General features: G+C 66.0%; 13 protein-coding genes. All 13 read left to right on the top strand.

The window, feature by feature from the left end; all coding sequences use genetic code 11:
* Nucleotides 1-30: 30 nt before the first annotated feature.
* The 13 genes from ctaD (at nucleotide 31) to G3A50_RS15895 (ending at nucleotide 11,643) form a co-directional block, all read left to right on the top strand.
* Nucleotides 31-1,623, top strand: a complete 1,593-nt coding sequence (gene ctaD, locus G3A50_RS15835) for a cytochrome c oxidase subunit I (protein WP_163076162.1) — start codon at nucleotides 31-33, stop codon at nucleotides 1,621-1,623.
* 133 nt (nucleotides 1,624-1,756) lie between these two features.
* Nucleotides 1,757-2,710 carry a heme o synthase gene (locus G3A50_RS15840; protein WP_163076163.1) on the top strand — a complete coding sequence of 318 codons (954 nt, stop codon included), beginning with the start codon at nucleotides 1,757-1,759 and terminating at the stop codon, nucleotides 2,708-2,710.
* A gap of 25 nt (nucleotides 2,711-2,735) precedes the next feature.
* Complete coding sequence (locus G3A50_RS15845; RefSeq protein ID WP_163073206.1) at nucleotides 2,736-2,999, top strand: hypothetical protein; 264 nt, start codon at nucleotides 2,736-2,738, stop codon at nucleotides 2,997-2,999.
* A gap of 7 nt (nucleotides 3,000-3,006) precedes the next feature.
* Nucleotides 3,007-3,624, top strand: a complete 618-nt coding sequence (locus G3A50_RS15850; RefSeq protein ID WP_163076164.1) for a cytochrome c oxidase assembly protein — start codon at nucleotides 3,007-3,009, stop codon at nucleotides 3,622-3,624.
* A gap of 70 nt (nucleotides 3,625-3,694) precedes the next feature.
* On the top strand, nucleotides 3,695-4,531 hold the full coding sequence (locus G3A50_RS15855) for a cytochrome c oxidase subunit 3 (protein WP_163076165.1): 837 nt from the start codon (nucleotides 3,695-3,697) through the stop codon (nucleotides 4,529-4,531).
* Between the two features lie 109 nt (nucleotides 4,532-4,640).
* Nucleotides 4,641-5,027 carry a DUF983 domain-containing protein gene (locus G3A50_RS15860; RefSeq protein WP_163076166.1) on the top strand — a complete coding sequence of 129 codons (387 nt, stop codon included), beginning with the start codon at nucleotides 4,641-4,643 and terminating at the stop codon, nucleotides 5,025-5,027.
* A gap of 89 nt (nucleotides 5,028-5,116) precedes the next feature.
* A complete protein-coding gene (locus G3A50_RS15865) occupies nucleotides 5,117-5,884 on the top strand; it encodes an SURF1 family protein (RefSeq protein ID WP_163077715.1) in 768 nt (255 codons plus the stop codon).
* Between the two features lie 34 nt (nucleotides 5,885-5,918).
* Nucleotides 5,919-7,328 (top strand): threonine synthase, encoded by a 1,410-nt coding sequence (gene thrC / locus G3A50_RS15870; RefSeq protein WP_163076167.1) that lies wholly within the window; start codon nucleotides 5,919-5,921, stop codon nucleotides 7,326-7,328.
* The gene (locus tag G3A50_RS15875) at nucleotides 7,325-8,626 is read left to right on the top strand and encodes a M16 family metallopeptidase (RefSeq protein WP_163076168.1); all 1,302 of its coding nucleotides are present in this window, start codon (nucleotides 7,325-7,327) and stop codon (nucleotides 8,624-8,626) included. Before thrC ends, G3A50_RS15875 begins: the two co-directional genes overlap by 4 nt.
* Before the next feature lie 21 nt (nucleotides 8,627-8,647).
* Nucleotides 8,648-9,271, top strand: coding sequence for a GNAT family N-acetyltransferase (locus G3A50_RS15880; RefSeq protein WP_163076169.1), 624 nt, complete (start codon nucleotides 8,648-8,650; stop codon nucleotides 9,269-9,271).
* A gap of 207 nt (nucleotides 9,272-9,478) precedes the next feature.
* On the top strand, nucleotides 9,479-9,763 hold the full coding sequence (locus G3A50_RS15885; RefSeq protein WP_163076170.1) for a (2Fe-2S)-binding protein: 285 nt from the start codon (nucleotides 9,479-9,481) through the stop codon (nucleotides 9,761-9,763).
* Nucleotides 9,764-9,880: 117 nt separating this feature from the next.
* Nucleotides 9,881-10,357 carry a bacterioferritin gene (gene bfr / locus G3A50_RS15890; protein WP_163076171.1) on the top strand — a complete coding sequence of 159 codons (477 nt, stop codon included), beginning with the start codon at nucleotides 9,881-9,883 and terminating at the stop codon, nucleotides 10,355-10,357.
* Nucleotides 10,358-10,578: 221 nt separating this feature from the next.
* Complete coding sequence (locus tag G3A50_RS15895; protein ID WP_425483413.1) at nucleotides 10,579-11,643, top strand: Fe(3+) ABC transporter substrate-binding protein; 1,065 nt, start codon at nucleotides 10,579-10,581, stop codon at nucleotides 11,641-11,643.
* Nucleotides 11,644-11,667: the final 24 nt, after the last annotated feature.

Below are 11,667 nucleotides of genomic sequence, written 5' to 3' on the forward strand. Positions count from 1 at the left end.
TGCGCAAGCACGCGAATGAGGGACGGTTCAATGGCATACGCAGCCGGTCACACGGGCGATCCGACGGGTTGGAAACGCTGGGTCTATTCGACCAACAACAAGGACATCGGTGTGATGTACCTGATCTTCGCCATCGTGGCGGGGATCGTGGGCGGTATCCTGTCGATCGGCATCCGCATGGAGCTGCAGGAACCGGGGATGCAGATCTTCTCCGATCCGCAGACCTTCAACGTGTTCACCACCGGTCACGGCCTCATCATGATCTTCTTCATGGTGATGCCGGCGATGATCGGCGGCTACGGCAACTATTTCATCCCGCTGATGATCGGTGCGCCTGATACCGCCTTCCCGCGCATCAACAACGTCGCCTTCTGGCTGCTGCCGCCCGCTTTCGGGCTGGCCATCCTGTCGCTGTTCGTCGAGGGCGCCGCCGGTTCCAACGGCTTCGGCGGCGGCTGGACCATCTATCCCCCGCTGTCCTCCAAGCTCGGCCACCCCGGCCCGGCCATGGACCTGCTGATCCTCTCGCTGCACATCGCGGGCGCGTCGTCGATTCTCGGCGCGATCAACCTGATCACCACCATCCTGAACATGCGCGCCCCCGGCATGACGCTGCACAAGATGCCGCTCTTCGCCTGGTCGCAGCTGGTCACCGCCTTCCTGCTGCTGCTCTCGCTGCCGGTCCTGGCGGGCGCCATCACCATGCTGCTCACCGACCGCAACTTCGGCACCACCTTCTTCGACCCGGCCGGCGGCGGCGATCCGATCCTGTTCCAGCACCTGTTCTGGTTCTTCGGCCACCCCGAAGTGTACATCCTGATCCTGCCGGGCTTCGGCATCGTGTCGCACATCGTCTCGACCTTCTCGAAGAAGCCGGTGTTCGGCTATCTCGGCATGGCCTATGCGATGGTCGCGATCGGCGTGGTCGGCTTCGTCGTGTGGGCGCACCACATGTACACGGTGGGCCTCTCCTCCTCGACGCAGGCCTATTTCGTCGCCGCGACCATGATCATCGCGGTGCCAACGGGCGTGAAGATCTTCTCCTGGATCGCGACCATGTGGGGCGGGTCGATCTCGCTGCGCGTGCCGATGCTGTGGGCGATCGGGTTCATCTTCCTGTTCACGGTCGGCGGCGTCACCGGCGTGGTGCTGTCCAACGCCGGCATCGACCGCTCGCTGCACGACACCTATTACGTGGTGGCCCACTTCCACTACGTGCTGTCGCTCGGCGCCGTGTTCGCGATCTTCGCCGGCTGGTACTACTGGGCGCCGAAGATGTTCGGCTACATGTACTCCGAGACCATCGGCAAGATTCATTTCTGGCTGACCTTCGTGGGCGTGAACCTGGTGTTCTTCCCGCAGCACTTCCTTGGTCTCGCCGGCATGCCGCGCCGCTATGCGGACTATCCGGACGCGTTCCACGCCTGGAACTTCATCTCCTCGATCGGCTCGTATATTTCGGGCTTCGCGGTGCTGGTGTTCCTGTTCGGCATCTACCGCATGTTCGCGGCCAAGGTGCCGGCCGGCGCCAATCCGTGGGGCGAGGGCGCCACGACGCTGGAGTGGACGCTGCCGTCGCCGCCGCCCTACCACCACTTCGACGTCCTGCCGCGGATCAAGTGATCGCCTCGGGACGCATGTCCTACCCGGCGCGAGGCTCGCGCCGGGCGCACGAATGGAGGCGCCGGCTGGCGCTTCCCGCGGGCTGGGGCCCGACTGTTGAGAGCGTCGCTTCACGCGACGCCGGAGTGAGTTCATGAGCGACGTCGCCTCGCGCGAATACGACCTGACCCAAGCCGAGCCGCGCCCAACCGACGCGCCCTATTACGCGTCGGTGGCCGACTACCTCGCGCTGCTGAAGCCGCGCGTGATGTCGCTTGTGATCTTCACCGCGCTGGTCGGCATCGTGCGCGCGCCGGGTGACGTGCATCCGGTCATCGCTTTCACCGCGCTGCTGTGCATCGCCATCGGCGCCGGCGCCTCCGGCGCGCTCAACATGTGGTGGGATGCCGACATCGACGCGCTGATGAGCCGCACGCAGCGCCGGCCCATCCCCGCCGGGCGGATCACGCCGGGCGAGGCGCTCGCCTTCGGCATGACGCTGGCCGTCGGCTCGGTGCTGGTGCTCGGCCTGCTGGTGAACGAGCTTGCCGCGGCACTGCTCGCCTTCACCATCTTCTTCTATGCCGTCGTTTACACGATGTGGCTGAAGCGCTGGACGCCTCAGAACATCGTCATCGGCGGCGCGGCCGGGGCGTTCCCGCCCATGGTCGGCTGGGCGGCGGCTTCGGGCGGAATCGGCCTGGAGAGCGTGCTGCTGTTCCTCATCATCTTCTTCTGGACCCCGCCGCACTTCTGGGCGCTGGCGCTCTACAAGTCGGGCGACTACGCGCGGGCCGGCGTGCCGATGCTTCCCGTCGTCGCCGGCCCCTCGGAAACGCGCCGCCAGATCCTGCTCTACACGCTGGTGCTGGTGCCGCTGGCGATGTCGCCTTTCCTGCTCGGCATGGCGGGCATCGTCTACGGGATCGTCTCGGCGATCACCGGCGGGCTGATGCTGCTGCTGGCGGTCCAGGTCTATCGTCGCCGGGAAGGCGCTGCCGCCGAAGCCGCGGCCAAGCGGCTGTTCGCCTTCTCGATTCTCTATCTTTTCCTGCTCTTCGCCGTTCTTCTGATCGAAGCGGTGACGCCGTCCTGGTTCGGACTGTGAGCAATGTGCGCCGCGAGGACTGATCATGGCGGACAAACGCAAGGCCTCCACGGCCTCGAAAACCGGCAAACCCGGCGCGGCTTCCAAACCCGCGCGCGCGTCGAAGTCCGTAGCCGCCCCGCGGCCCGCACCGGCGCCGGAAGAGGGCGTGGTGCTGACCGAGGCGCAGAAGCGCCGGCGCCGCTCGCGTTCGGTCGCGATCGCAACCGTGCTCGGCGCGCTGTGCCTGCTGTTCTACATCGTGACCATCGTGAAGCTCGGTCCCGCCGTGCTGGTTCGGCCGCTGTGAGGGCGTGATGAGCGAAGAGAGCGCAAAGCCGGAAAATGGGAACGGGCCGGCGCCGCGTCGGCGCGGCAGCCATTCGGTGGTCGCGCTGTCCTGCGCGCTGTTCGTCGTGGCCATGATCGGGGCGGCCTATGCCGCCGTGCCGCTTTACCAGATGTTCTGCCAGGTCACGGGTTTCGGCGGCGCCACCAAGGTGGCGATCAAGGCGCCGGACAGTTCCATCGACCGCGTGATCGAGGTGCGCTTCGACGCCAATGTCGCGCCCGGCCTGCCATGGAGCTTCGAGCCGGAGACGCGCTCGGTGCAGGTGCGGATCGGCGAGACCAAGCTGGTCTATTACCGCGCTCATAATCGCGGCAAGGAGCCGATCACGGCGGCGGCGACCTACAATGTGACGCCGGCCCAGTCCGGCTACTACTTTTCCAAGATGCAGTGCTTCTGCTTCACCGACCAGACGCTGCAGCCGGGCGAGACGCTCGACATGCCGGTCATCTTCTTCGTCGATCCCGCACTGGCGGAAGATCCGGAGCTGGCGACCCTGAAGACGATCACCCTGTCCTACACCTTCTTCTCCAAGGCGGCTCCGGTCGCGGCGGGCAAGAGCAACCCGGGCAAGGCCCCACTTTAGCGGGCAGAACGCCACATTGCGGCCGCGGTAACGGCCCGCTAGAAAACATACGGAACGGAGAGCGCGACCCATGGCCGAGGCCCACGCCAAACACCACGACTACCATCTTGTCGACCCGAGCCCGTGGCCCTTCGTCGTCTCGGTCTTCGCCTTCGTCATGGCGGTCGGCGCCGTGTTCTGGATGCACGGCCAGCTGACCGTGCTGGTGATGATCGCCGGCCTGCTGGGCGTGTTGTACACGCTGATCATGTGGTGGCGGGATGTCATCCGCGAGGGTGAACACGAGCACGCCCACACGCCGGTGGTGCAGATTCACCTGCGCTACGGGATGATCCTGTTCATCGCCACCGAAGTGATGTTCTTCGTCGCGTGGTTCTGGGCGTTCTTCGACGCGGCGCTGTTCGTCGGCGAGGAGATTAATTTCAGCCGCGCCGAGTTCACCGGCGGCCACTGGCCCCCGACGGGCATCGAGACGTTCAACCCGTGGCACCTGCCGCTCCTGAACACGCTGATCCTGCTGACCTCGGGCACGACCCTGACCTGGGCGCATCACGCGCTGGTGCACGGCGACCGGCAGAGCGCGAAGTGGGGTCTGTGGCTGACCGTGGGCCTCGGCTTCCTGTTCTCGCTGCTGCAGGGCTACGAGTACAGCCACGCCGAATTCGCCTTCTCCGGCAACATCTACGGCGCGACCTTCTTCATGGCGACCGGTTTCCACGGCTTCCATGTCATCATCGGCACCATCTTCCTCGCCGTCTGCCTGGGCCGCCTGTTTGCCGGGCATTTCACGCCCACGCATCATTTCGGCCTCGAAGCCGCCGCCTGGTACTGGCATCTGGTCGACGTGGTCTGGCTGTTCCTCTTCACCTTCATCTATGTGTGGGGCAGCGCCGGCGCGCCACACTGAGGGTCTGACATTCTCTGCAAGGGGCGGCGTCCGGCCGCCCCTTTTTCGTTTCCGACATCAAGCCCTGCGCGGCATTTCCGTGAAGGGCAAATGGGAGTAGAGGCCAGTCATGGATCTCCAGCCTTTCCATAGCGGCGTTTCTCCCTACACGGCGGGTCTCACCTGCCGCTGCCCGCGCTGCGGGCGTGGACGCCTGTTCAACGGATTCCTCACCGTCGCGCCGTCCTGCGACAATTGCGGGCTGGATTACAGCTTCGACGATTCGGGCGACGGTCCCGTGGTGTTCATCATCCTGCTGGCCGGCTCGCTGGTGGTGGGGCTGGCGCTGTGGGTGGAACTCACCTGGTCGCCACCGTTGTGGGTCCACGCGCTGCTGTGGACGCCGCTGGTGCTGATTTCCACGCTCGGCCTGCTGCGCCCGCTAAAGGCGACGATGATTGCCCTGCAGTACCACAAGAAGGCTGAGCAGGGGCGCCTCGACAAGGGTGATGCGTGAGCAGGCAGGCGTCTTCCAAGAGCAGGCAGGCGCCTTCCAAGGCCCGTCCGCCCGCGCCTGTTGCCCGCGTAGACGAGCCGGGCGCCGGGCTGCGCGGTCTGCTGCCGGTGGCGCTGACGGTGCTGGTGGCCTTCGGCATTCTTGTCGGGCTTGGCGTCTGGCAGCTTGAGCGGCTGGCCTGGAAACAGGAGCTGATCGGCAAGGTCGAAGCCCGGATCCACCAGCCGGCCCAGCCGGTGCCCGAAGAGGCGGACTGGGGCAGGGTCGATTTCGAGAACGACGAATATCGCCATGTGACCGCGACCGGCCGTTTCGACCATGACCGCGAGGTGCAGGTCTACGCGCTCGTCGACACCGCTCCCGATGGCAGCGGCGGGCCGGGCTATTGGGTGATCACCCCGCTGGTGCTGGCCGACGGTGCTGCCATCCTGGTCAATCGCGGTTTCGTGCCGCTTGATCGCCGCACCCCCGCCAGCCGGGCCGAGGGGCAGGTGGAGGGGCTCGTCACCGTCACCGGGCTGCTGCGCATGCCGGAGCAGGCGGGCATGTTCACCCCCGCCAACGACCCGCAGGCGGACAGCTGGTTCACCCGCGATCCGCGCGCCATCGCCAGCGCCAAGGGGCTGCTGCGGGTGGCGCCGTTCCTGATCGACGCCGATGCGGGGAGCAATCCCGGCGGGCTGCCGATCGGCGGGCTGACGCGGGTGAGCTTTCCCAACCGCCATCTGGAATACGCGCTGACGTGGTTCGGGCTGGCGGCGACACTGATCGGCGTGTCGGTCGCCTTTGCCTGGTCGCGGCGGCGTCGACGGGCCGAGGGAGCGGCTCCGCTTGCTTCGAACCCGGCCGACCACTAGTTTGCCGCCGACTTCGCACCTACCGGAGGCGCGCGTGCGCTATATTTCGACCCGCGGCGAGGCTCCCGCTCTCGCCTTTTCCGATGCGCTTCTGGCTGGGCTGGCGCGCGACGGCGGCCTTTATGTGCCGGACGTGTTTCCCTCGCTCACCGCGACGGAGATCGGCCATCTGGCCGGGCATTCCTATGCCGAGGTGGCGGCGCGCGTGATCGCCCCCTTCGTCGACGAGGCGTTTCCGGGCGCGGTGCTGAAGCCGATGCTGGAGGACGCCTATGCGAGCTTCCGTCATCCGGCGACCACGCCGCTGGTGCAGATCGCGCCGAACCGCTTCGTGATGGAGCTGTTCCACGGCCCCACGCTCGCCTTCAAGGACGTGGCGATGCAGCTGCTGGGGCGGATGATGGATCACGTGCTGATCGCCCGCGACCAGCGTGCCACCATTGTCGGGGCCACCTCGGGCGACACGGGCAGCGCGGCGATCGAGGCGTTTCGCGGGCGTGAGCGCACCGATGTGTTCATTCTCTATCCGGCGGGGCGGGTTTCCGAGGTCCAGCGCCGGCAGATGACCACGGTGCCGGACGCGAATGTCCACGCCATCGCGGTGGAGGGCACGTTCGACGACTGCCAGGCCCATGTGAAGGCGATGTTCAATCACCACGCCTTCCGCGACCGGCTGCAGCTGGCGGGGGTGAACTCGATCAACTGGGCGCGGATCATGGCGCAGGTGGTCTATTATTTCGTCGCCGGCGTCGCGCTCGGCGCGCCGCACCGGCCGGTGTCCTTCGTGGTGCCGACCGGCAATTTCGGCGACGTGCTGGCGGGTTACGTGGCCAAGCGCATGGGGCTGCCGGTGTCGCGGCTGACCATCGCCACCAATGTGAACGACATTCTCGCGCGCGCGCTGGCAACAGGGCGCTACGAGATGACCGGCGTGGTGCCGTCCTCCTCGCCCTCGATGGACATTCAGATCTCGTCCAATTTCGAGCGCCTGCTGTTCGAGGTACTGGAGCGCGACGCGGGCGCGCTGCGCGGGCTGATGGCCAGCCTTTCCCAGTCCGGCGCGTTCTCCCCGCCCACGCAGGCGCTGGAGGCGATCCGCGCCGATTTCGACGCGGCGCGGGCCGATGAGAGCCAGACCATGGACACGATCGCGCAGGTGCGGCGGGCGTGCGGCTATCTGCTCGATCCCCACACCGCCGTCGCGGTGTCGGTCGCCGAGCGGATCGAGCATGATCCGCGCGTGCCGCAGGTGGTGCTGGCGACGGCCCATCCGGCCAAGTTCCCCGACGCTGTGGAACGGGCCTGCGGCGAGCGTCCCCCGCTTCCCGCCCATCTCGCCGACCTGATGGAGCGGGAGGAGCGGCTGCCGACGCTGCCCAACGACATCGCCGCCATCGAGGCCTACATCACCCGTCACGCCCGCGCGGCGGAGACGGCGGCATGAGCGTGGTGCCCTCCAGGACATACGACACCAAAGCGCCGCGCATCACCCAGCTCGACAACGGCGTGACCGTCGTCAGCGATGAGATGCCACATCTGGCGACCGCCTCGCTCGGCATATGGGCGGGTGTCGGCGCGCGTGACGAGCATGCCGACGAGCACGGCATCTCGCATCTTCTCGAACATATGGCGTTCAAGGGCACGCGCCGGCGCAGCGCGCGCGACATCGCCGAGGAGATCGAGGCGGTGGGCGGCGACATCAATGCCGCCACCAGCGTCGAGCACACCAGCTACAATGCACGCGTGCTGGGTGAGGACGTGCCGCTCGCTCTCGACGTGCTTGCCGACATTCTCGCCGAGCCGGCCTTCGACCCGGAGGAGCTGGAGCGCGAGCACAATGTGATCGTGCAGGAGATCGGCGCCGCGCTCGATACGCCCGATGATCTGGTGTTCGACCTGTTCCAGGAGCGGGCCTTTCCCGGCCAGCCGATCGGCCGCTCGATCCTGGGCACGCCGGCGACGGTGCGCTCCTTCGATGCGGAGCGGCTGCGGGCCTATCTGTCGCGCACCTATCGCCCGCAGCGGATGATCGTCGCCGGCGCGGGCGCGGTCGAGCATGAACGGCTTGTCGAGGAGGCCGCCAAGCGGTTCGGCGGCTTTACGCCCGGCGACAAGCCCGAGCCGGTGGCGGGGCGCTACGAAGGCGGCACCGAGATCGGCGGCGGGCGCGAGCTGGAGCAGGCGCATCTGCTGATCGGGCTGGAGGGCCTGTCCTACCGCGATCCCGGCATTCACGCGCTGCAGGTGTTCTGCAATGTGCTGGGCGGAGGCATGTCCTCGCGCCTGTTCCAGGAGGTCCGCGAGGCGCGGGGCCTGTGCTACGCGGTGTACTCGTTCCACTGGGGTTATGCCGATACCGGCCTGTTCGGAGTCTATGCCGGCACCGACGGGGGGGATGTCGGCGAACTGGTGGATGTGGTCGTCGATCAGATCGAGGCCAGCGTCGAGTTGATGAACGAATCCGAACTCGCCCGTTCCAAGGCGCAGGCCAAGGTCGGGCTGCTGGCGGCGCTGGAGAGTTCGGGCGCGCGGGCGGACCAACTGGCGCGGCAGATGCTGGCCTTCGGGCGGCCTATCCCGCTTGAGGAGATCGTCGCCAAGGTGCAGGCGGTGACGCTCGACGATGCGAAAGCGGCCGGGCGGGCGCTGCTGGCGCGCGGGCGACCCACCTTCACCGCGCTGGGCCCCGGCAAACCTCTTGAATCCGCCGCGCGCATCGCTGAACGTCTGTCGGTTGGCTGATCCGGTTTCCGCAACGTCCGTATGTCGCTGTTTCGCACGGTCTCCTGGCCTGAACCGCCCACTCTGATCGAGGGCGAGGGCGTCGTGCTGCGCGCGCCGCAGATGGCGGACTTCGCCGCGTGGTCGGCGCTGCGCGAGGCGAGCCGGGAATTCCTGACGCCGTGGGAGCCGCTCTGGCCGACCTACGACCTGACGCGGGGCTCGTTCCGCCGCCGCATCCGGCGCTATACCCGCGACGTGCGCGAGGACAAGGCCTATCCGTTTCTGGTGTTTCGCGCGGCGGATCGGGTGCTGCTCGGCGGCCTTTCGCTTTCCAATGTCCGGCGCGGCGTCACCCAGACCGCGAGCCTCGGCTACTGGATGGGCGCGCCGCATGCCGGCAAGGGATATATGAGCGCCGCGGTGCGGGTGCTGCTGCCCTTCGCCCATGGCGCGCTCGGCCTGCGGCGCATCGAGGCCGCCTGCCTGCCCACCAACGCAGCCTCGATCCGGCTCTTGGAGAAGACCGGCTTCCACCGCGAGGGCTATGGCCGCGAGTATCTGTGCATCAACGGCGAATGGCAGGACCATCTGCTGTTCGCGCGGCTGAGCCGCGACCGGGTGGGCTGCGTCACGTCCGGGGCGAAAGCAGAGCGGCCAGTTTAGTAGCGCTCCAAAGTGGAAATGGTATCCGTTGGGGCATCTAGTCTAGAACGGATAAAAGTTAAGCCAGCTCTTGGCTTGTTCATATGGTCACGTGATCGATAGATAGGGTTTTCCCGATTGACGCACTTCGGGAATAGAGCGAGAAAGTAAGACAAGGGCCAAATTTAGAATAATTCTAAACGGCTCATCACTTGGTTCGCCGTCGCGATGATTGTCTGTTCCTGTAATGTGATTTCGGATCGCCAGATCCGCGACGCGGTGAACGAGACTCAGCCGTCCGTGCGCACAGCCGGGCAGGTGTATCGTTGCCTGGGATGCAGCGCGCAATGTGGGCGCTGCGCCCGGATGATCCGCAAGCTGATCGACGACGTGAACGCGAGTGCCTGCGGCGCCTGTCCGCGCGAGTGCCCGGTGGCCGGGCACAGTCACAACCACAACCACAGCCATCCCCCCACGCACTTGCCGACCCACGCCGCGGTTCCGGCCGAATAGTGTCGACTTTTCTGTGTGTCCGGCATCCATTGGATAGCCGGCACAGGTCGCAAGCTTGCCTCTTTATTGGAATTATTCTAATTACGGTCGACACCAACAACAGGAGACGTCGCGGCCATGAAGGGTGATGCCAAGGTCATTGAATACCTCAACCGCGGCCTGAGGTCTGAGCTTACCGCCATCAACCAGTACTGGCTGCATTTTCGCATGCTGGATGACTGGGGCTTCAAGAAGCTGTCCGTGAAGTGGCGGGCGGAATCGATCGAGGAGATGCAGCACGCCGACAAGTTCGTCGACCGCATCCTGTTCCTCGACGGGTTCCCGAACCTGCAGGTGCTGGATCCGCTGCGTATCGGCCAGGATGTGAAGGAAGTGATCGAGTGCGACCTCGCCGCCGAGATCGAGGCGCGCGCGCTGTATCAGGAAGCCGCGGCCTATTGCTCCGAGGTGAAGGACTATCCCAGCCGCGACCTCTTCAAGGAGCTGATGGCGGACGAGGAGGGGCACATCGACTTCCTCGAGACCCAGCTCGAACTGATCGAGCGCCTCGGCGTGCAGCTCTATTCGCAGCACCATATTGGCGGCCTCGACTGAGGCACAGCGGCCGCCGACAACATGCCGCGAGCAAGACGGGAGCCGGTCGTGAGACCGGCTCTTTTTTGTGGCCCGCGTTTCTAGTTTTTCATTAGACGTATTCTAAGCTATTGATCTGACGCACCTTTTTATTGACGCAGGGTGATCTCCATCCTACCGCGACAGGCAGGGCACGAAAGTGGGCTCCTCACAACGGAGCCGCCGCTCGCAGGAGGAGCAAGATGAACCACACGTCGATGACACGCCGGTCCTTCAATGGATACGCTCAGCGCTTCGCGCTCGGCGGCCTGTTCGCCGCCAGCCTGGCGTTCGCACCGGCGCAGGCGCGCGCCGAGGAAGTGGTGAATGTCTACACCACCCGCGAGATCGGCCTCGCCAAGCCGCTGTTCGACGCCTTCACCGAGAAGACCGGTATCAAGGTGAACAGCATCTTCGTGAAGGATGGTCTTGCCGAACGCGTGAAGGCCGAGGGCGAGTCCTCGCCGGCCGATGTGCTGATGACCGTCGACATCGGCAATCTGCTCGATCTGGTCGACCAGGGCATCACCCAGCCGGTGCGCTCGGAAGTGCTGGAATCGGCCGTGCCGGCCAATCTGCGCGGCGAGGACGGAAGCTGGTACGCGCTCTCCATGCGCGCCCGCGTGGCCTATGTCTCCAAGGACCGGGTCAACATTTCCTCGCTGCACTATGAGGATCTCGCCAAGCCGGAGTGGAAGGGCAAGGTGTGCATCCGTTCGGGCAAGCATCCCTACAACACCGCGCTGATCGCGGCCTATATCGTCCACCATGGCGAGGCGGCCGCCGAGACGTGGCTGACCGGGGTGAAGGACAACCTTGCCCGCAAGGCCGCCGGCGGCGACCGCGAGAACGCCCGCGATATCCTCGCCGGCATCTGCGATCTTGGCATCGCCAATTCCTACTATGTGGGCCTGATGCGCTCCGGCAAGGGTGGCCCCGAGCAGGAGAAGTGGGCCGAGGCCATTCACGTCGTGCTGCCGACCTTCGAAAACGGCGGCACCAATGTGAACATCTCCGGCGCCTCGGTGGCGAAGAACGCACCGAACCCCGGCAACGCCGTGAAGCTGCTGGAGTACCTTGTCTCGCACGAGGCGCAGGATCTCTACGCCAAGTCGAATTTCGAATATCCGGTCGTCGCGGGCTCGCCGGTGGATCCGATCATCGCCGCCTTCGGACCTCTGAAGATCGACGACATCGACCTCGTCGCCATCGCCAAGGCGCGCAAGACCGCGACCGATCTGGTCGACAAGGTCGGCTTCGACAATTGACACTGAGGCGGAGCGCCTCCACCA

Origin of the sequence: Ancylobacter pratisalsi (genome assembly GCF_010669125.1) — a bacterium.
GTDB lineage: Bacteria > Pseudomonadota > Alphaproteobacteria > Rhizobiales > Xanthobacteraceae > Ancylobacter > Ancylobacter pratisalsi.

Coding starts and splice junctions, on each gene's coding strand:
- G3A50_RS15850 (WP_163076164.1), top strand. CDS start 3,007: ATGAGCGAAGAGAGCGCAAAGCCGGAAAATGGGAACGGGCCGGCGCCG.
- G3A50_RS15885 (WP_163076170.1), top strand. CDS start 9,479: ATGATTGTCTGTTCCTGTAATGTGATTTCGGATCGCCAGATCCGCGAC.
- G3A50_RS15855 (WP_163076165.1), top strand. CDS start 3,695: ATGGCCGAGGCCCACGCCAAACACCACGACTACCATCTTGTCGACCCG.
- G3A50_RS15895 (WP_425483413.1), top strand. CDS start 10,579: ATGAACCACACGTCGATGACACGCCGGTCCTTCAATGGATACGCTCAG.
- G3A50_RS15875 (WP_163076168.1), top strand. CDS start 7,325: ATGAGCGTGGTGCCCTCCAGGACATACGACACCAAAGCGCCGCGCATC.
- ctaD (WP_163076162.1), top strand. CDS start 31: ATGGCATACGCAGCCGGTCACACGGGCGATCCGACGGGTTGGAAACGC.
- G3A50_RS15840 (WP_163076163.1), top strand. CDS start 1,757: ATGAGCGACGTCGCCTCGCGCGAATACGACCTGACCCAAGCCGAGCCG.
- bfr (WP_163076171.1), top strand. CDS start 9,881: ATGAAGGGTGATGCCAAGGTCATTGAATACCTCAACCGCGGCCTGAGG.
- G3A50_RS15860 (WP_163076166.1), top strand. CDS start 4,641: ATGGATCTCCAGCCTTTCCATAGCGGCGTTTCTCCCTACACGGCGGGT.
- G3A50_RS15845 (WP_163073206.1), top strand. CDS start 2,736: ATGGCGGACAAACGCAAGGCCTCCACGGCCTCGAAAACCGGCAAACCC.
- G3A50_RS15880 (WP_163076169.1), top strand. CDS start 8,648: ATGTCGCTGTTTCGCACGGTCTCCTGGCCTGAACCGCCCACTCTGATC.